The sequence below is a fragment of the Sphingomonas sp. Leaf20 genome, from assembly GCF_001421535.1.
In the GTDB taxonomy this organism is placed as follows: Bacteria; Pseudomonadota; Alphaproteobacteria; order Sphingomonadales; family Sphingomonadaceae; genus Sphingomonas.
The window spans coordinates 58,943-78,459 of the sequence record NZ_LMKN01000012.1 but is presented as its reverse complement, the minus strand read 5'-3'; the positions used below and the strand labels follow the sequence as shown (position 1 = coordinate 78,459).

General features: G+C 64.2%; 17 protein-coding genes. 9 read left to right on the top strand and 8 right to left on the bottom strand.

Annotated features, from left to right (window positions below; genetic code table 11):
• The first annotated feature begins 9 nt into the window (after positions 1–9).
• Positions 10–767 (top strand): IS5 family transposase gene (locus ASE72_RS19900; protein WP_156350673.1). Its coding sequence is split into 2 segments (ribosomal slippage): positions 10–334 and positions 334–767, totalling 759 coding nucleotides; the frame shifts between segments, so codons are not numbered across the junction.
• Between the two features lie 79 nt (positions 768–846).
• Here ASE72_RS19900 and ASE72_RS21245 read toward each other — a convergent pair.
• The 4 genes from ASE72_RS21245 to ASE72_RS18725 form a co-directional block, all read right to left on the bottom strand.
• Positions 847–3,552, bottom strand: coding sequence for an AAA family ATPase (locus ASE72_RS21245; RefSeq protein ID WP_056025343.1), 2,706 nt, complete (start codon positions 3,550–3,552; stop codon positions 847–849).
• A complete protein-coding gene (locus ASE72_RS18735) occupies positions 3,549–4,664 on the bottom strand; it encodes a metallophosphoesterase (protein ID WP_056025339.1) in 1,116 nt (371 codons plus the stop codon). The genes ASE72_RS21245 and ASE72_RS18735 overlap by 4 nt, the downstream gene beginning before the upstream one ends.
• 99 nt (positions 4,665–4,763) lie before the next feature.
• Positions 4,764–5,048 carry a helix-turn-helix domain-containing protein gene (locus ASE72_RS18730; protein ID WP_056025336.1) on the bottom strand — a complete coding sequence of 95 codons (285 nt, stop codon included), beginning with the start codon at positions 5,046–5,048 and terminating at the stop codon, positions 4,764–4,766.
• The gene (locus tag ASE72_RS18725; protein ID WP_056025334.1) at positions 5,045–5,386 is read right to left on the bottom strand and encodes a type II toxin-antitoxin system RelE/ParE family toxin; all 342 of its coding nucleotides are present in this window, start codon (positions 5,384–5,386) and stop codon (positions 5,045–5,047) included. The genes ASE72_RS18730 and ASE72_RS18725 overlap by 4 nt, the downstream gene beginning before the upstream one ends.
• A 498-nt stretch (positions 5,387–5,884) precedes the next feature.
• Between ASE72_RS18725 and ASE72_RS18720 the strand changes: the two genes are divergently transcribed.
• The 3 genes from ASE72_RS18720 to ASE72_RS18710 all read left to right on the top strand — a co-directional run bounded on the left by ASE72_RS18720 (position 5,885) and on the right by ASE72_RS18710 (position 10,410).
• Positions 5,885–7,162 carry a sensor histidine kinase gene (locus ASE72_RS18720; RefSeq protein ID WP_081874322.1) on the top strand — a complete coding sequence of 426 codons (1,278 nt, stop codon included), beginning with the start codon at positions 5,885–5,887 and terminating at the stop codon, positions 7,160–7,162.
• Positions 7,159–7,839, top strand: coding sequence for a response regulator transcription factor (locus ASE72_RS18715; protein ID WP_056025331.1), 681 nt, complete (start codon positions 7,159–7,161; stop codon positions 7,837–7,839). Before ASE72_RS18720 ends, ASE72_RS18715 begins: the two co-directional genes overlap by 4 nt.
• Before the next feature lie 90 nt (positions 7,840–7,929).
• Positions 7,930–10,410, top strand: a complete 2,481-nt coding sequence (locus ASE72_RS18710; RefSeq protein WP_056025328.1) for a TonB-dependent receptor — start codon at positions 7,930–7,932, stop codon at positions 10,408–10,410.
• A gap of 134 nt (positions 10,411–10,544) precedes the next feature.
• Here ASE72_RS18710 and ASE72_RS18705 read toward each other — a convergent pair whose 3' ends face one another.
• Entirely contained in the window at positions 10,545–11,444 is a 900-nt protein-coding gene (locus ASE72_RS18705) for a quinoprotein relay system zinc metallohydrolase 1 (RefSeq protein WP_056025325.1), read from the bottom strand.
• Between the two features lie 47 nt (positions 11,445–11,491).
• Entirely contained in the window at positions 11,492–12,289 is a 798-nt protein-coding gene (locus ASE72_RS18700) for a quinoprotein dehydrogenase-associated SoxYZ-like carrier (protein WP_042467285.1), read from the bottom strand.
• Between the two features lie 64 nt (positions 12,290–12,353).
• Between ASE72_RS18700 and ASE72_RS18695 the strand changes: the two genes are divergently transcribed.
• Positions 12,354–12,896: a hypothetical protein gene (locus ASE72_RS18695; protein ID WP_082446289.1), complete on the top strand. Its 543-nt coding sequence runs from the start codon at positions 12,354–12,356 to the stop codon at positions 12,894–12,896.
• A gap of 102 nt (positions 12,897–12,998) precedes the next feature.
• Here the strand turns inward: ASE72_RS18695 and ASE72_RS18690 are convergent, their stop codons facing one another.
• Positions 12,999–13,298 carry an EthD family reductase gene (locus tag ASE72_RS18690; RefSeq protein ID WP_031441032.1) on the bottom strand — a complete coding sequence of 100 codons (300 nt, stop codon included), beginning with the start codon at positions 13,296–13,298 and terminating at the stop codon, positions 12,999–13,001.
• Position 13,299: 1 nt separating this feature from the next.
• Positions 13,300–13,737: a pseudoazurin gene (locus ASE72_RS18685; RefSeq protein ID WP_031441031.1), complete on the bottom strand. Its 438-nt coding sequence runs from the start codon at positions 13,735–13,737 to the stop codon at positions 13,300–13,302.
• 189 nt (positions 13,738–13,926) lie between these two features.
• On the opposite strand from ASE72_RS18685, the gene adh reads away from it, so the two are divergent.
• From adh to ASE72_RS18665, 4 genes are all read left to right on the top strand, one after another.
• Positions 13,927–15,447: an aldehyde dehydrogenase gene (gene adh, locus ASE72_RS18680; protein ID WP_056025322.1), complete on the top strand. Its 1,521-nt coding sequence runs from the start codon at positions 13,927–13,929 to the stop codon at positions 15,445–15,447.
• Positions 15,448–15,559: 112 nt separating this feature from the next.
• The gene (locus ASE72_RS18675; protein ID WP_031441028.1) at positions 15,560–15,976 is read left to right on the top strand and encodes a DUF779 domain-containing protein; all 417 of its coding nucleotides are present in this window, start codon (positions 15,560–15,562) and stop codon (positions 15,974–15,976) included.
• A 40-nt stretch (positions 15,977–16,016) separates the two neighbouring features.
• A complete protein-coding gene (locus ASE72_RS18670; protein ID WP_151992476.1) occupies positions 16,017–17,192 on the top strand; it encodes an FIST N-terminal domain-containing protein in 1,176 nt (391 codons plus the stop codon).
• Positions 17,189–19,441, top strand: a complete 2,253-nt coding sequence (locus ASE72_RS18665) for a hybrid sensor histidine kinase/response regulator (protein WP_056025319.1) — start codon at positions 17,189–17,191, stop codon at positions 19,439–19,441. The genes ASE72_RS18670 and ASE72_RS18665 overlap by 4 nt, the downstream gene beginning before the upstream one ends.
• The last annotated feature ends 76 nt before the right edge of the window (positions 19,442–19,517 follow it).

The following is a 19,517-nucleotide window of genomic DNA, read 5'->3' as shown; positions in this document are numbered from 1 at the left end:
AGATCGAGGATGAGCGACCTGTACTGGCTGACTGACGAGCAGATGGCGCGGCTCGAACCGTATTTTCCCAAGAGCCACGGCAAGCCCCGGGTTGATGACCGGCGAGTGTTGAGCGGCATCGTTTTCGTCAACCGCAACGGGCTACGATGGTGCGATGCCCCTCGGGAGTATGGCCCACACAAGACGCTCTACAACCGGTGGAAGCGATGGGGCGAAAGAGGTGTCTTCCTCCGCATAATGGAAGGACTGGCGGCCGCGAGCGCCACGCCGAAGACGATCATGATCGACGCGACCTATCTGAAGGCGCACCGCACGGCGTCCAGCCTGCGGGTTAAAAAGGGGGCCTTGGGCGCCTCATCGGTCGCACCAAAGGCGGTATGAATACGAAGCTGCACGCCGTCACCGATGCTGAAGGCAGACCGCTCAGCTTCTTCATGACCGGGGGCCAGGTCAGCGACTACACCGGCGCTGCCGCGCTGCTTGATGATCTACCCAAGGCGCAGTGGATGCTGGGCGACCGCGGCTATGACGCAGACTGGTACAGGGACGCCCTTCAGGCAAAGGGCATAACGCCATGCATTCCGGGGCGAAAATCCCGGATCATCCCCGTCAAATATGACAAGCGCCGCTACCGAAGCCGGAGCCGTATCGAGATTATGTTCGGTCGTCTGAAGGACTGGCGCCGCGTCGCTACCCGCTACGATCGATGCCCGACCGTCTTCTTTTCCGCTATCGCGCTCGCCGCCACCGTCATCTTCTGGCTCTGATCAATGAGTCGTGACCCTAGCGTTCTGCGGTTGCCTAAAACGAGCCGCAAAAGGGGGGCTGCGCGATCGTCGCTACCCGCTACGATCGATGCCCGACCGTCTTCTTTTCCGCTATCGCGCTCGCCGCCACCGTCATCTTCTGGCTCTGATCAATGAGTCGTGACCCTAGCGTTCTGCGGTTGCCTAAATGTCGAAAGGCACGATCGCGACAGGTCAGAATTATAACCTGCATCCGCGTTGCGGCGTCAGTCAGGATCTCGGTCATCAGATCTAAGCGGGTATCGTCGGAATAGACGAGCGGGTCGTCCAGGATCAGCGACACCGGTAAACCCTGCTCCAGCAGCATGTCCGCGAAGGCCAGCCGAGTGAGCACCGAAAGCTGCTCCTGGGTGCCACGGGAAAGGTCACCGCAGTTTTCGCCAAGTCCGGCACGCACGATCGATGCGAGGCCCAGATCATCCCCAAAGCTCGGGTCGCAGCCAGGCAAGAGCCGCTCGATGTGCCGGCGCGCACGCCGCGCAACCGGCCCGACGAACGTCCGTGAAGTCTCTGCACGCGCACCTTCCAGCGTGTCGCGAAGAAGCTTCAACGTTTCTGCCTCCTGCGTCACGCGCGTCAGGTTGGCGGCCGCAGCATCCGCTTCTTCTCGCGCAGCAGCAGCGCGGTCCGCCAGTCCCTTGCCCCCTTCCGCCTCGATCCGCGCCTCGAGCCCGGCGACCGCCTTCTCCAGATCGATCCGCTGCGTCCGGGCGACCTCGACACGTTTGTCCAACACCCCGATCTGGCGTTCGATCGCCGCTACGTCATGCGCTGTCGCAGCACGTTCGGCGTCCTGCAGACTAACCAGCGCTGCCGCTTCCCGCTGACGTGCATCCAGCAAAGCCTCATCCAGACGATCTACCTCAGACTTGCCTTCCAGAGCAGCCAGCTGCGCTCCGGCGTTGGCGGCATCACGCTCTGCGCTAGCCGCCTGAACCATCAGCGGCGCATTGCGCGCCTCCAGCTCGCGCAGTTGCGCAGACGCTGCCTCATCGACGCCCTCCGCCCTTGCGAGCGCTGAATTCGCCTCCGCCGCGATCACGCTCAACGCGTCGACGTCGGGTCCTTCCTCACTGCCCTCCCTTTCAGTGCTTGCCGGCAATCCTGCCATGAATGTCTTCAGGGCCGAAGCACCGGCGTCGAGACCGAGCAACGCCACGGCCGGCGTGATTCCAGATATCCGCGCTTCAAGTGTCCGCACGTTCGCAACAGCATCACGTGCGACCTCATTACGTGACCGCGCGTCGGCGACACTCGTCACCCCGTGGTCGGCCAACGCGGCGCCCAGATCATCGCGGGCGTTGGCGAGAGCCGTTTCGGCGCTTTGCAGCCCAGCTGGCGGTCGAATGATCAACTCAGCCTCGCCAAGCTGGATGCGCGTTTCACGCGATAGCGTCTGGTCACCGCGCTCGACCGCCATTCCATCGATCCGAACGCCGCTGACATTGCCTGCGAACTCGACCCGGGTCGCACCGGCCTCGACGGCCGCGCGCGCCTTGTCGACAGCGCGTTCGCGTTCCTCCAGCGCCTTCAGGACGCTAGGCGGGATCACGGTCCTACCAAGCTCACGCGCTGCCTCCAGTTCGGCTTCGAGCGGAAGCAGTTCGGCGTGTCGCTGGCGGGCTCGGCCGTCTTCGATGTGGCGTGCTCGCGCCGCAACCGATTTGGTGCCAGCCTCGAGTGCGGCATGCGCGTTGCGCCGGTTGTTGCGTGCCGTCGTCAGCCGATCACGCGCCGTACCCGCTCGCTCACGCGTGCTGGTCAATTCCTCTTCCAGGCCGGATCGTTTCTCACGCGCCAGGGCAAGCGCTGCGGACGTGTTGCTGACAGCCTTCCGAGCATCGGCGAGACGCGCGGTGAGATCCTCGAGTCCCCTGACCTGATCAGCAAGGCGGCCTTGCTCGGCCCGCCTGGTATCGCGCAACTGCGCAGCGGACCGCGCCACGTCGATCTGACCAACCAGAACCTTTCGTCGTTCTGCGTCCGTCGTATCGGCAAGATCACGGTCCAGCACCTTCAGCCTGGCCCGAGCGGCTTCAAGATCGGAGAAGCCCTGCTCGAGCGCGGCAAGCCGAGTTGCCGCCTCCGTCGCAGCGCTCTCGGCAGCGTCATGCTCAGCGCGCGCTGCCGTCTGCCGACCACTAGGCCGGCCGGTGTTGGTCCAATAGTCTGCGAACTGGCTGTCGATCCGGGGCCGGACACGCTGGTAGGCTGCGCCGCCCATAATTGCGCCAACCTCAGCCTCCAGCGTCGCGCGCACGCTGTCGCGGACGATGTCGCCTGGGGCACTGACTTCGAGCGCCTGCGCCTGCCCTACCCAAAGCAGCCCCAGCGCGCCGTGTGCGGCCGCGTCGCCGGCTTGGCTCGTGTCACGCCGCGCGCCGAGCAATGCCTGCAGCTGGGCTTCGGCATCTTCGCCTTGTGCCCGGCCGTTCGGGCCACGCACCTCGACCGACGCACCTTTCAGGAAGCGCTTGCTGACCTGCCACTCCTCGCCTCTCGCCTCGAAGCCGATTTCGATCTGCGGGGCGACCGCCTCGCCGTGCGGCGCATAGCTCCGCGCCAGGCGGTTGGCTGTGTTGTGCCGAATGAAGAAGGCCGCGCGCATGGCTTCCAGCAGTGTCGACTTGCCGGTCTCGTTGGGCTCGATGATGACGTTCAAGCCGTCGGTGAGCCCATCGAGAACGAATGGATCACGGAACTTGCGGAAGTTGGACAGCGCGATGCGCCGGATCTTGAGGCTCATGCTGCGTCCTTTCCGCGCTGATATTCCACGAAGAGGCGCTCGAGCGCCCGCTTGGCCGTAACGCCGTCGTTACCCCCGACCTCGATCATGCTCATCAGTTTTGCGGCAGCCGTTCCGATCATGCCCTCCACCTGAAGATCTGCCAGATCCTGCTCGCTCGGCCGACCGACCAGATCATCTGCCGCAACCGCCAGATGGCGCAGGCGATGACGCAGGTCATTGTCGAGCCTACCAAGGATCGCAATCCGGTCGGAGAGGCTGACGATCCCGGCCAGCGACAGCTGCAGGAGCGTCGCCGACGGTTCGATCGGGCCGAGCAGCCGATCGCACTCGGCTACGAAGCCGTCCGCGTCCGGGATCGTCCAATCCCGCATCAGCCATTGGAACCTGCCCGTGCGGATCGGTGACACGACCGGTTCCGCGCCTGGCTCAAGCGTCACGAGCAAGGCATATCCCGGTTCGTCGCGCTGGAAGCGATCTGTTTCCGGTGTGCCAGAGTACCAGGTTCGCGCATCGACCCGCAGCGCTCCGTGCCAGTCACCGAGTGCCAGATAGTCCAGGCTGGAGCGCTGTGCGCGATCGGGAGCGATCTGGTTTTGCGCCTCACCGCGCGACGAAAAGTCACGGATCGAACCATGGGCCAAGCCAATGCGTAGTGTCGCGCCCGGAGTCTCCATGGTGTCGAACAAGGCGGTTGGATCATCGAAGTTGTGCCGGTGCGTCAGCGGTGCTGGCAGGAGCCAGTGTCCGGGATCCAGCTCGCACGGCACGGGCTCCGTGACGATCCGGATGTTCGCCGCCCCCTTGGCGCGAACACGGTCCCACAGACCACTGTTACGGGCGAAGTCGTGATTGCCGGGGAGCAGCCACCACGTGCAGGCATATCGCTGCATCCGCGACACTGCCTGCACAATGACGCGATCTTCGGGACCCTCGGTATCGAACACGTCTCCAGCGACCAGAACATGCGCGGCACCATGCTCGACCGCTGCCTTGCCGATCGCATCGATCGCGTCAAAGCGCGCTTCGCTGAGCGCTGCGCGGACTTCGCTGTCGAAGCGACCGTACGGCTTGCCCAGCTGCCAGTCTGCGGTGTGGATTAAGCGTAGCATAGGGCTCTCTCGGTAACTTCTGACCCGCGTGTCGAACGCTGCCGCCACTTTGCCATACTGCTGGCAAACATCATCGCCATTGCGTTCTTGTTCAGGACGCTACGCCCGCTGAACGAGCTGCTCGATGGTGTCTGGTTCAGCTTTGATCAGCGACAACAGGACTCGCGCTGGCGCATCTGGCTGGCTGCGGCTCTGCTCCCAGTCCCGCACTGTACCCAGCGGGAGATGGTATGCGCGGGCAAACTGATCCTGTGTCTTACCCGTACGTTTGCGGATCGCGGCCACATCAATGGGTGCCGCTACCCTTGCGTGACCCGTTTCCCCATTGGCATGAGCGATAGCGTCAGTGAGCCCAGCTGCGATCTTGTCGAAGGCACTCTTCATTTTTTCCTCCTAAGGCTGTCAGTCAGCGTCTTGGTGAAAGCTGCAAGGGCATTACGCTCGGCCTTAGTCAGGGTAGCCTTTTCGTTCTTACCAAACACCGTCAGCAGGAACGTCGGCACATCGATGCCCGCATAGTAGGTGATGACCCGATACCCGCCAGATTTACCGCCGCCCGGCCGCGCTACCCGTAACTTACGGGCCCCGCCACACCCCGGCATGATCTCACCGGCTTCCGGATTGGCAGCAATCAGGTCGACCACCATCTGCTGTTCCTCGGCACTCATGCCCACGTCCTTTGCCGCCGCAAGGTAGGCATTGGTTTCGATGACCGACTGCATGCCAGAACATGTACGGGTTACCCGTAGTTAGTCAAGCGCGTCGTGTCGCCAGGGGGACCTCGCCTGTTCGGAGCCATACGACCATCAAGCAATCCATCACTCGCAGCCTCTCAGCCTAGCTCTGCTACGTGAACGAACCGCTGCTTACCGCCGACTGCCGCCCGGTAACGGACGGGCCGCTATCACCAGAAACGGCCGATTAGCCACCTTGCCCCATCGAATGAACGAACGTCCGCTTAGACGGGCCGCTTTCCACCAAAATCGAAGATCAATTCATGAACGAAGACCACTTTACCACGCCGTCCTGCCCGCGTATCGAAGAGATATTGACTGGATGACGTCGTTAACGATTTGAACAGGCTGGTATTTTCGCAGGTGGAACGTTGCGCCGAGATTGAATGACAGTACCTAAGGTAGAGCCGTCAGAGGCAGCCTCCTTGTGCGTTAGTTCAATATGCTCCTTCTTGTTCGGCGGCGCGCGACGACTAGGATCGGGCCATGTCGATTGAAACTCGCCTACGTCAGCCACTAACGCTCGCTGCGCTGTGTTCCATTGCGCTGTTGGTATCACTGGCAGCGTTGGCGACGGCGTTCATCCTAAGCCTTGCGAGTGCGGGACGGAACTTTGACCGCGCCGGAATCGCGCAGGCGCAGCTTGCGGCCGTGTCGCGGATCGAAACGCTGGCAAACACCGGGGACGCTGCGGCGCTGCGCCCGCATCTCCACGCCTATGCACGATTGATCCGCACCGAGACGGCGCTGTTACCTACCGCTTCCGCCGAACACGCAGCGCAGGTGCGTGAGGCGGTGGATGCGGACCATCTCGCTGTGCTGGCCGGCGATCCGAAGCGGCGCGGCGAACTCGCGGACCTGGTCTCCCGCATCGTCGCACGGGAACGCACAGAAGCCGCGCGGATCGGCGCGGACATGATCCGGCTGCGGGCGCGAACGACGATCCTAGCCGTGCTACTCGTGCTGGTGGCAGGCGGATCAGCGTTGCTGGGAGCGTTGGGGTTGATCGCAGCCAATCGCCAGCTCGCCAATGAAGTTTCGGAGAAGACGGCGGAACTTGCCATGATCGATCAATCGCGTCGGCTGTTCTTTGCAAAAGCCAGCCATGAAATGCGGACTCCGATCACCGTGATGCGGGGAGAAGCGGAAGTAGCGCTGGCCGATTTCGCTGCCGAGCCACGTGCACTGCGCGAGGCGCTCGGGCACGTCGTCGCTAATGCCGAGTTTCTCGAACACCGGATCGCTGAATTGCTAGCCTTGGCGCGCGCGGATGACGGTCAGCTTCAACTCGCGCGCGAGCTGATCGATCTGGCGACGCTGGTAGAGGGGGCGGGCGACGCCGCACGTGGTTATGCGCGCTCGGCCGAGGTAGCGCTGGCGGTCGAGACTATGGTGCCGCCGCTGACTGTGCGGGGCGACGCGCGGTGGCTGCAACAGGCGGTGCTTGCAATCGTCGATAACGCGGTAAAGTTTTCGCCATTCGGGGGAACCGTTACTGTACGGCTCACGACCAATGATGATGCGGCGCGGATCGATGTGGTGGATCAGGGATCGGGCGTGGCGGACGAGGCTTTGCCGCGGATCTTCGACGCCTATTACCAGGGGGATGCGGGGCGATCGCGGGGCGGCACCGGGCTCGGCCTGTCACTCGCGCGGTGGGTCGTCGAGCAGCATGACGGATCGATCCATGCCGCCAACGCGCTCGCCAATGGCCTGAGCGTCGGCTGTACCGTGACGATCGACCTTCCCTTGGTACCAGTATGAAGATCCTGTTGGTCGAGGACGATGCCGGCATCGGCCGTTTCGTCAGCCGCGGACTGACCGCGCGCGGGTATGAGGTTGCCTGGGAACGCGCGGCGCGGGAGGTGCCGACGATGCTGCGAACCGGCGGATTTGCCGCCGCACTGCTCGACGTGGGCCTTCCCGACCGTGACGGGATGGACCTTTGCCGGGCCCTGCGTGAAGACGGGATCCGGGTGCCGATCCTGATGTTGACGGCGCGAGGAACGTTACAGGACCGGCTCGACGGGTTCGACAGCGGGGCGGACGATTATCTCCCCAAGCCGTTCGCATTCGAAGAACTCGTCGCGCGACTGGCGGCGATCGTCCGTCGGGGAGCGGGCGCCGCACCGCCGCCAATGCGCTACGCCAATCTCGCGCTCGACCCGATTTCGCGGCATGCGCTGGTCGACGACCGCCCGCTCGCGCTAAGCCGGCGTGAGTTCGACCTGCTGCAGCGGCTCGTCGCGGCCAATGGCGGCACTGCGACACGAGTGGCGCTGGCCGCTGCTGTCTGGGGCGCAGATGCCGGGATCAGCGACAACGCGCTCGACGTCTATATCGGCTATCTTCGCCGCCGACTGGGCGAACTTCGCGGAGCGCCGGCGATCGAGACACTGCGCGGTCGTGGCTTCCGGCTAGTGCCATCGACCAAGGTATGACGTAACCTGAGACCGATCTCAGGCAAGTGTCGATCAGCCAAGTTATCGTTTCCTCAGCGACGCAGATCGCAGGCGTTGGGGGGATGCAGCATGAAGACCCGTTTCCGTTGGCTGGCCGGTGTCGCCCTGATTGTCATGCCGGCCGCTGGCCACGCGCAGCCGCAAACGCAGACAGGCCTCTCCCCCGAAATCATCGTGACTGCGACCCCGCTGTCCGACGTCGGCGAAGGGACGCTGCCCTTCCCCGCACAGACCACCAGCGACGAGGAGATCGAGGCCGCGCACGCGACCGACATCACCGACTATCTGAAGCGGATGGCGGGCGGCGTGTTCGTCAACGACATCCAGAACAACCCGTTGCAGCCCGATATAAACTATCGCGGCTTCACCGCATCGCCGCTGCTCGGCACGCCGCAGGGGCTGTCGGTCTATGTCGACGGCGTCCGCGTCAACCAACCGTTCGGCGACGTCGTCAGTTGGGACCTTATCCCCAAATCCGCAATCCGTTCGATGACTCTGGTGCCAGGATCAAACCCGCTGTTCGGGCGTAATTCGCTGGGTGGTGCGATCTCTGTCCGGACCAAGGATGGCAAATCCGACCCCGGTGTCGAGATCGAGGCGAGCTATGGATCATTCGATCGCCGTACCGTCGAGGTGCAGGCCGGCGGCAATGCCGACAGCGGTTTCAACTGGTTCCTGAGTAGCGATTATTTTGCCGAGGACGGCTGGCGCGATGTCTCGCGGTCGGAGGCGGGGCAGGCATTCGGCAAGCTTGGCTGGTCTGATACGAAAACCAACGTCGCGCTGTCGGGAAGCTATGCGAATACCGACCTCAACGGCAACGGGCTACAGGACCAGCGCCTGCTCGAACGTGATCGGTCCAGCGTCTACACCTATCCCGACACTACCCGGAACACCGCGTACCTGATCAACCTCACGGGCGACCACCGGTTTTCCGACGTTCTCTCCTTTGCCGGCAACGCATTTTTCCGCAGCATCAGGACGCGCACGTTCAACGGCGACATCAACGACGATGCACTCGGCGAGAACCTGTATCAACCCAGCGCCGCCGAACGCGCCGCACTGACCGTGGCCGGATATAGCGGCTTCCCGGTCGCGGGCGAGACGCAGGCCAACACCCCCTTCCCCAGATGGCGCTGCATCGCCAACGTGCTGCTGAACAGCGAGCCGAACGAGAAGTGCAACGGGCTCGCCAACCGTTCGAACACACGACAGCGCGAGTTCGGCGCGACCGGTGAGCTGACGCTGAAGACGCCAGTCGGGGGCGGTTTCAACGCGCTGACGGTAGGCGCGAGCTACGTCAACGGTCGCTCGGTGTTCGTCCAATCGTCGCAATTCGGCTATCTCACGCCCGACCGCGGCATCGTCCCGGTTATCGGCGCGGGCGCGTTCGCAGATGGGACGCAGGACTCCGAACACGCGTTCGATGCGCGCGTCGACCTGACCGGCCGCACGACCACGCTCAGCGCCTATGCGCTCGATGCGTTCGACGTCAGCCGGACGCTGCATGTCGACCTGTCCGCGCGCTATGACCACACCGTCGTCCATAACCGCGATGGGCTTCAACCCGGTGGCGGTACCGGATCGCTCGACGGCGACCACAAGTTCGACCGCGTGAACCCGGCGATCGCGCTGCGCTGGAGTCCGACCGAGACCTTCGCGATCGATGCGGCGCTCGCCCAGACCAGCCGTGCGCCATCGGCGATCGAACTTGGCTGCGCGGACCCCGAGAGCCCCTGCCGCCTGCCCAACGCCTTGGCGGGCGATCCGCCGCTCGACCAGGTCGTTGCGCGCACCGTCGAGACGGGCATCAACGCCGACCTCCACGGTATCGCGCTGCGTCTCGGCGCATTCCGCACTGTCAGTCGGAACGACATCCTGTTCGTTGCCGACGATACCGCGGGCTTCGGCTATTTTCGCAATTTCGGGAAAACTCGCCGCCAGGGTATCGACGTCGATCTCGCCGGCGATGTCGGCCCGGTTCACCTGACCGGCCACTACACGCTGCTCGACGCGACCTATCGCAATGGCGAGACCGTCGACGGCTCGGGCAACAGTTCGAGCGAGCACGTCGCGCCCGGATTCGAAGGCGAGATCGACATCGAGAAGGGTGATCGCGTCCCACTGATCCCGCGACACATCTTGAAGGCCGGCGCACGCTGGAAACCGGTAGAGATGCTATCGCTCAGTGCCGACATGATTGCGATTTCGGGCGTGTATGCGCGCGGCAACGAGAACAACGAGCATGAGCCCGACGGGGTGTACTACCTCGGCGAGGGGAAGACCGACGCGTATGCGGTCGTCAATTTTGGCGCGGAGATCCGCCCGGCCCGCCAGTTGACGATCTTCGCACAGCTCAACAACGCGTTCGACAAGCGCTATGCGACCGCCGCGCAACTGGGCGCGACCGGGTTCGATGCGAGCGGCAACTTCGTCGCGCGACCGTTTGCCGGGCCGGTGATCGACGGCGAACGGCCATTAACGTCGTCGACCTTCTATGCACCGGGTGCCCCACGATCGATCCAGGTCGGCGCCAAAGTGCGGTTCTGAGGTCTTGGTCGGCGCTCGTCTTGTGCGAGAAAACAGCATGTCTCCCCGCGAAAGCGAGGCTCCAGACTGGGCTCTCGCCTTCGCGGCACAACAAAGCCGTGCAAGCTGTATCTCGACCGGACGAGGGCAGAACGCTAGGCTCGCTTGCCCACCAGTGGCAGCGATCGTTCCTCAAGACCCGGATAGAAGTGCGACACCGACCGCTGTAGCTCATAGCGCGCGGCCTTCATCGCAGCGAAGCGTGGCGGGATCGCGATCTCGCCGGCTTCGACTGGATCTAATCCAGCCTGGATCGCGTCGGTCAACGCCATATCGATCCAGTCTATCCAGTCGCGGGTCTGGTCGATCGCGGCGTGCGGCGTAGAATCGATCGGCCCATGGCCGGGAATCACCCGGAGCTGTCCCAACCCCTTCAGCGTATCGAGCGACGTACGCCAGTGCGGCAGGTCGGCATGCGGCGTCGATGGCGCACGATCGTGGAACACCAGATCGCCGGCAATCAGCGTCCTCGTCGCTTCGTCATAGATCGCAAGGTCTGCGCCGCTGTGCCCGGCCAACGCCAGGAGCCGGAGCGTGCGGCCGCCGATCGTCTCGCTGGGCGTAGCGATCACATGACCGGGGATGTGCAGCTCGGTCCCGCGCATCCAGTCGCCCAGCAGGCGGTACATGCCATCCGAAAAGCCCGGCCCTTCGCTTTTGAGCTCGGCGATCAGCGCGGGTGTCCCGGCGATCTGCGGAGGCTGGAACGCGGCATCACCGTAGGTGTGATCGGGGTGAAGATGGGTCAGATAGACGCGCGCGAGAGGCTTGCCGGTCAGCTTTTTTGCAAGCGCGGTCAGCTCGGTACCATAGCGCAGCGACGGACCCGCATCGACCAGCACTGTGCCGTCCGCGGTATCAAGGATCGTGACGTTGGCGATCGCGCCGCCATTGCCCATCAGGATCGCGTCGTCGGCGCCGCGCACCACCCAGATGCCATCGGCGACGACCTCCGGTTTCAGGCCATATTGAAACGCGGCTGCCACGACCGGCATTGCTGCAACGCTCGCCAGGCAGCCGCCGACGAATGCTCGTCGGTGAATCAGCGACCTGCTCCCTGCACTGCTGCATTCACCGTTGCTGCGGTCAAGGTGCCGGCGTATTCGATGCCGTTGGTGTCACGGCCGTCGAACGAGACCGACTCGCCTGGCTTGATCTTGGGCATGAGCGTCAGGACCGGATCCTCGGCAACCGACGCCTGCATATGAACCGTGCCGATCGCGCTGCCGCCCGAGGACGTGACCTTTATCTGTTCGAGATAATAGGCCGGGATATTGTCGACGAAGCCGGTGTCCATCGGATGCCGGAACGACAGCATGATACGCGCAGCACCGGCACTTTCCCAAAGCCGCCCGCGGGACTCGCCGAGATGCTGCGCCCAGTCGCCCTTGACGCGGCTGACCGGTGGTGCCGAACAGCCGCCGCCCGCCGCGTCGATCCAGCCACCCGAGACGAGCCAGCTGCCGTCCTTCAGCTGTACCGCTCCGCGCACCGGCGTGCGCTGATCGAGCTTGATCCGGGTCGCGATGAACGGCTCGGCATTCGCCAGAGTGAAATCGATCGATTGCTGGATCGGGTTCATATCGGCGAAGATCACGATCCGCATGACGTCGGGTATACCGCGCGCATCGACCTGGACCGGAAAGGAGCGCTGATTTTCCGCGATCTTCGGAAAGTCGACCTTCACTCGCGGATCGAACCGGACGACCGCGTTTTCGCCGAACACCTGCTTGCCGACATAACCGAACATCGGCGAGCCGAGCTGGTCCTTCGGCAGCGCCGCACCGGCGGTGGCAGAAAAGGCCGAAAGGCCGGCGAGCAAGATGCTAAGTGTCTTCATACCTTGGTAGAAAGGTACGCACGAGAGGGATGCGCTACAATCCGACTTTGGGAGGAGAGCCGCGGTGATTCGTATCTTGGTTTTCGCGGTCGCAGTCGCTGCGCAAACGGTCGCTCCTCGCTCCGATATCGACGCCACGACCGGATACCGCACCGCGCATTACCGCGCGATCGTTCCGACCGCCCCCGAGCGCGTACCAAGGATCGATACGACGACCGTGGCGCGGCTGCGCACGAAGAAGCGCGCCATCCTGATCGACGTGATGCCGGCCGAGGGTGGCGTACGCGATGCGGCGACGGGCGTCTGGCGGCTGGCCAAGCCGCGTCCGAGCATCGCTGGGGCGCACTGGTTTCCCGAAGCGGGGCGCGGGGTGGTTGATCCCGGCATCGCGGCATGGTTCGAAACGGGCGTCGCATCGCTTCGCGGCAAGCGCGATCCGCGTCCGCTGATCGTGTTCTGCCTCGCCGACTGCTGGATGAGCTGGAACGCCTCGCGCCGGTTGGCGAAGGCGGGGTACGGGCATGTCTATTGGTATGCGGACGGTACCGATGGTTGGAGCGAAAGCGGGCGACCGCTGGTCGATGCGGTGCCGTTCGGACGTGAATAGCGCATCCTCGAGGGGTGGGATGGGTAGGTATGGGGCAGGCGCAATCCCGTCACGAACCTACCCATCCCGGGCCCCTCCCTTCGCTGGGGAGGGGTAAAGACGTCACCCGGTAAGGCGTTGCGCCGCGGGGCTTATCGTCGTGAAGTTCGGAACATCGCCGAACACCTCTGCTGCTACCGGCGCTGACATCGCCGCATCGCGCACGGCCCCATCGGTGAAGGTCAGTACCGCCACCGCGACGGCAGCCGGCGCATCGTCGTCGGGAAACAACGCCAACGCATCGGTCAGGCCTAGCGGTCCCCATTTCTCCTTCACGAGCGGCATGTGCGTGTCCGTGTAATAGGCGCGATCGAAGCGTGCGCCTTCAGTGACGGGATAGCTGACGAGCAGGATACCGGCCATCTTACTTCGCCTGTGCGAGTGCGGCGGCCATGCGCTTGCCGGCCAATCCAGGGACCTTCACCGCCTTGGCCGCGGCAAGGTTCGCGGAGGGGCCGTTGCCGACCTGGACGACCGCGACCATGCCCATCGCGTAATGGGGCTTGCACTTGATGCCGTAGATGCCCGGCTTGGTGACGGGGAGAACGAACTCCTTGTTCATCAGCCCCGAACTCGGTGCGACCCCGTCAGGCAGCATCGTCGGGATCGTCTCGGCGTTGTGGCTCGGGTTGGTCGGGACGAAGTGGATCACGTCGCCCGGCTGCGCCTTGATGAAAGATGGCTCGAACACCATCATGCCCCCCTGCCCGCTGGTCTTCATATGGACGGTGACGTCCTTGGCGGATGCGGGTGCCGCCGCGAAAACGACGGTTGCCGCCAGTGATGCGATGATAAGCTTCATGCGATACTCTCCTGAAACGCGCGCGGCTCGACCCGCGATTGCCGTCCCCTCACGCACGCTGCGGCACGATCCCGCAATTGCCCTTTGGTGCAATGGCGCGTGCGCCGCAGCAGGTCGATGGTCGCTGCAAGCCACAGATTCGTCCGCCACCACTGACGCGCGGGCGAATTGTACCGAGGAGGGATTATCATGCTGCAGCAGGCACTCGACCAGTTGAAGGGCCAGATCGCGATCCGATCGAAATACGACAATTACATCGGTGGCGAGTGGGTCGCGCCGACCAAGGGGCAGTATTTCGACAACCCTTCCCCCGTCACCGGCAAGACGGTGTGCCAGGTCGCGCGCGGCACCGCCGAGGACATCGAGCTGGCGCTCGACGCCGCGCACGCCGCTAAAGACGCCTGGGGCAAGAGCAGCCCGGCCGAAAGGGCCAACATCCTCAACAAGATCGCCGACCGGATGGAGGAAAAGCTCGATCTGCTCGCAATGGTCGAGACGATCGACAACGGCAAGCCGATCCGCGAGACGACCAACGCCGATATCCCGCTCGCAATCGACCATTTCCGCTATTTTGCCGGCTGCGTCCGCGCGCAGGAAGGCGGCATTTCCGAGATCGACCACGATACGATCGCCTATCATTTTCACGAGCCGCTGGGCGTCGTCGGCCAGATCATCCCGTGGAACTTCCCGATCCTGATGGCGGTGTGGAAGCTCGCACCTGCGCTGGGTGCCGGCAACTGCGTCGTGCTGAAACCCGCCGAGCAGACGCCGATGTCGATCATGGTGCTGATGGACGTGATCGGCGACCTGCTGCCACCGGGCGTGCTGAATGTCGTCAACGGCTTCGGCGTCGAGGCGGGCAAGCCGCTCGCGCAGAACAAGCGCATCGCAAAGATCGCGTTCACCGGCGAGACGACCACCGGCCGCCTGATCATGCAATATGCGACGGAGAACCTGATCCCCGTTACGCTCGAACTCGGCGGCAAGTCGCCCAACATCTTCTTCGCCGACGTGATGGACGCCGACGACGATTATTTCGACAAGTGTCTCGAAGGCTTCGCGATGTTCGCGCTCAATCAGGGCGAGGTCTGCACCTGCCCGAGCCGCGTGCTGATCCAGGAATCGATCTACGAAAAGTTCATCGCGCGCGCGATCGAGCGGGTGAAGGCGATCAAAATGGGCTCGCCGCTCGATCCCTCGACGATGATCGGCGCGCAGGCGTCGAACGACCAGCTCGAGAAGATCCTGTCGTACATCGATATCGGCAAGGCGGAAGGTGCCAAGATTCTGACTGGCGGCGAACGCGCGCAGCACGACGGCGAGTTCTCCGACGGGTATTACATGGAGCCCACGATCATCGAGGGTAACAACAGGATGCGCGTCTTCCAGGAAGAGATCTTCGGACCCGTCGTCGCGGTGACGACCTTCAAGGACGAAGCCGACGCGCTCGCGATCGCCAACGACACGCTCTACGGCCTCGGCGCCGGCGTCTGGTCGCGCAACGGCACGACCGCCTACCGGATGGGCCGCGGTATCCAGGCCGGGCGCGTATGGACCAACTGCTACCACCTCTACCCTGCGCATGCCGCATTCGGTGGCTACAAGCAGTCGGGCATCGGCCGCGAGAACCACAAGATGATGCTCGATCACTATCAGCAGACCAAGTGCCTGCTGGTCAGCTATTCGGCCAAGGCGCTTGGCTTCTTCTGATACAGCTTCTGGTACGCACGCGAGATCGGATCCCCTTTCTCCCATGATCTCGCGACCGCACTGCGGCGGGCCTCAGGGTCCGCCGCATTTTTCCGTTTTCAAGGCTGGCTCCATGACCTTTGCTACGCTCGCCCCGCCCCGGATCCTGTCCACCGCCGCTGCCGATGCGCTGATAGCGAAGCTTGCCGCGCAGCACGGCCCACTGATGTTTCACCAGTCCGGCGGCTGCTGCGATGGGTCGGCGCCGATGTGCTATCCGGCAGAAGAATTCCGCGTCGGAACGCAGGACATCCTGCTCGGGCGGATCGCGCCCGGCACGGCGGAAGGTGGCGTCCCCGTCTGGATCGGCGCCGCGCAATTCGACTATTGGCGGCATACCCAGGTGACGATCGACGTCGTCCCGGGGCGCGGCGCGGGGTTCTCGCTCGAAGGACCCGAGGGACTGCGCTTCATGATCCGCAGCCGCGTCTTTACCGACGCCGAAGTCGATGCGCTCGACGCGGCCGGCCCGCCCGAGCGTGGCGCCTGACCCGGTCGATCGGCGGATGACGGGACTGCCCAAGCATGACATGATCGCGGCGATGTTCGTTCCGCCTCACCCGTCGCGTGCACCGTCCTCACCGATCCGTGTCGCCGCGACCCGCGTGACCGATCCCGAACTGGCGATCCGCGATCTGTTCGGTCGGCTTGATCTGCCCGAACTCGCTGGCATCGTCCTGTTCTGTTCGAGCCGATACCCGCTCGACGCATTGGCCGAAGCGATCGGCAGCCGTGCCGAGGGTCTGACGATCGTCGGTTGTACGTCGTCCGGCGAGATCACGCCGGACGGATTGGACGAGGGCACGATCACCGCGATCGGCTTTCCCGCGAGCGATTTCCGATTGAGCGCGACCTGTTTCGAGAATCTCGACACGTTCGATGCGCGCGTCGCACAGCAGACGGTGCGCTCGATGGTCGCCACCGCGGCGCTGCCAGGACCGCAACTGGGCGACACGCCAAGCCACGCCGCGATCTTCCTGGTCGACGGGCTTTCGCATCGCGAAGAGATGCTGACGCTGACGTTGCAGGATGCGCTGGGCGAGGTGCCGCTGATCGGCGGCTCGTCGGGCGATGGCCTCGATTTCCGCGAGACGTTCGTGTTCTACGAAGGGCAGTTTCGCCGCGACGCCGCGATCGTCGCAATCCTGTCGTCGTCGCGACGCATGAAGGTGTTTCGTGCGCAGCATTACGGCCCGGGCGGCGTCAAGATGGTCATCACCGTCGCCGACCCGGTGACGCGCATCGTCCATGAGATCAATGCCGAGCCCGCGGTCGAGGAATATGCGCGGCTGATCGGCACGACCGTGGCGGAACTCAGCCCCAACCACTTCGCGGCACACCCGCCGATGGTCCGCGCAGGCGGCGAATATTTCGTGCGATCGATCCAGACCGCGAACCCCGATGGTAGCCTCACCTTCTACTGCGCGATCGACGAGGGTATCGTCCTGACGTTGGGCGAAGCGACCGACATCATGCAGAATCTCCACGACCTGTTCGAAAATCTCGATCTTTCGGTCGGCGGGATCGACCGTATCCTCGGCTTCGACTGTGTCCTGAATAACGTCGAGGTTGAGCAGCGCCAATTGCGCAGCGCGGTATCGGCGCTGTTCGCAGATCGAGGTGTCGTTGGGTTCAATACGTACGGCGAGCAATATCACGCGCTGCACGTCAACCAGACTTTCAGCGGGCTGGCGATCGGGCGATGATCGCGGATACTGATGGGCATCGCGACGACCGGGTCGCCTCGCTCGAAATCCAGCTGGGGAAACTCGCGCGGATCAACGCGTCGCTGATGGGCCGGGTCGAGCGATCGACCGATCTGCGCGGCAACGCTTTTTCGGTGTTTGAGACCGCGATCTCGCTGGAGGGGAAGGTCCGTGAACGGACGGCGGACCTGGAACGCGCGCTCGGCGAACTCGCCTCGACCAACGCCGAACTCGCTCAGGCGACCGACGCCGCAGACAGTGCAGGCCGCCGTTTGGGCGACGCGATCGAAACGATCAACGAGGGATTCGCGATCTTCGACGCGGACGATCGGCTGGTGCTATGCAACCAGACCTATTTGTCGCTTTGGCCCAAGGTCGCCGACCAGATCGTACCAGGTGTGCGCTTCGACGAGATTCTAGGCAAGATCGGCGAAACCAGCGGGATGCTCGGAGCGATGGTCGCACCCGATCGCTGGATATCGGAGCGTGGCGCGGCGCATGAGCTCGCTGAGGGTGGCCAGGTTATCGCGCTTGCCGACGGCCGCTGGATCCAGGTCAACGAGCGGCGCACAACCGAAGGCGGCGTCGTCGGCGTCTATACCGACATCACCGACATCAAGGCCGAGGATGCCCGATTGCGCGCGCGCGAGCTCGCCGAGCGCGCGGTCGTGTTGCAGGCGACGCTCGATGCGATGCCGCAGGGCGTGTGCGTGTTCGATCGTGAACGCGCGCTGCTTGCGTGGAACGATCCGCTGCTCGCGTTTCTCAAGCTGCAGCCGACGCGGGCAAGGCTGGAAATAGCGGAGCACGCCGCATTGATCCAGTGGTGCCGCACCGCGTTACCGCGTGCCGACGCTGCCGACACGCTTGGCTGGCTCGGCGAAGGAGAACCGGAAATCGTAGCAGTTCGCGCGCTGGAGGATGGCCGCAGCGTCGAGGTGCGACGATTGCCGATGCCGGGAGGCGGCATGGTGATGAGCTTCGACGACGTCACCGACCGGCTGCGTGCGGCGGCGGCGTTGCGCGAGACGAACGAGACGCTCGAACGCCGGGTGCAGGAACGCACTGCCGCGGTCGTCGCGGTCAATATGGAGCTTCAGCAGCAGGTCGCTGAACGCGTCGCCGCCGAGGCCGCGATGCGCGAAGCGAAGACCGCCGCGGAACAGGCGAACCTGTCGAAGACACGGTTCCTCGCCGCCGCGAGCCACGATCTCTTGCAGCCGTTGAACGCCGCGCGATTGTTTGTCTCGGCCTTGGCAACACGCCGATTGGCGCCGGCGAATCGGACGTTGGTCGAACAGACCGGCTCGGCGCTAGACTCGATTGAGGACTTGCTCGAAGCACTGCTGGAAATCTCGAAGCTCGACGCAGGCGCGGTAACGCCCGAGATCACTGACGTGCCGCTCGGCGAATTGATGCGCGCGCTGCACGCCGAGTTCGCGCTGGCGGCAAGCACGCGCGGGTTGACGCTGACTGTCGAGCCGACCACCGCCTGGGTCCGCACGGACGCGCGCCTGCTGCGACGAATCCTGCAGAACTTCTTGTCGAACGCGCTGCGCTACACCCGGCAGGGTGGCGTTGTGATGGCCGCACGGCACGAAGGAGCGCATGTCCAGATCGCGGTCACCGATACTGGTGCGGGGATCGATCCCACGCACCATGGTGAGATCTTCGAAGAGTTTCGCCGGCTGAACTCGGGGCATGAGCGTGGCATGGGTCTAGGCCTCGCGATCGTGCAGCGTGCCGGGCGAATGCTAGACCACCCGATCGGCGTGCGATCGGCGATCGGTCAAGGGTCGACCTTCTGCGTGACGGTGCCGCTGACAGTCGAGGGTACGCGTCAGATTTGCGCCGCCACCCCCGCCGCCCGCCGCGGGATCGCCGCGCGCACCGTGCTAGTAATCGACAACGAGGAAATAATCCTCGAAGGCATGCGGGCCGTACTGGAGGGCTGGGGTTGCGACGTCTTGACCGCGGTCGGTGGGTCCGAGGCGAGGGAAGCGATCGCCGCGTCTAGCGCACCGGTAGAGGTGATCCTGGCGGACTATCATCTGGGTAACGGCATGACCGGGGAAGTCGTCGTGGCCCAGTTGCGTACGTTGCTCGACCGGCCGACACCGGCGGTGATCATCACCGCGGACCGCGAACCGGACCTGCGCGACCGGTTGCTGGGTGCCGGTCTGCATGTATTGCAGAAGCCGGTGAAGCCGGCGCAGTTGCGGGCGTTGCTGGCGCGGCTGACAGGGTAGAACACGCAAAAGGCGATTGTCATCCCCCGGGGGGGGGCGCCCGAAGGAGGGGGTGGCAAACGACCATCTCCGTTCC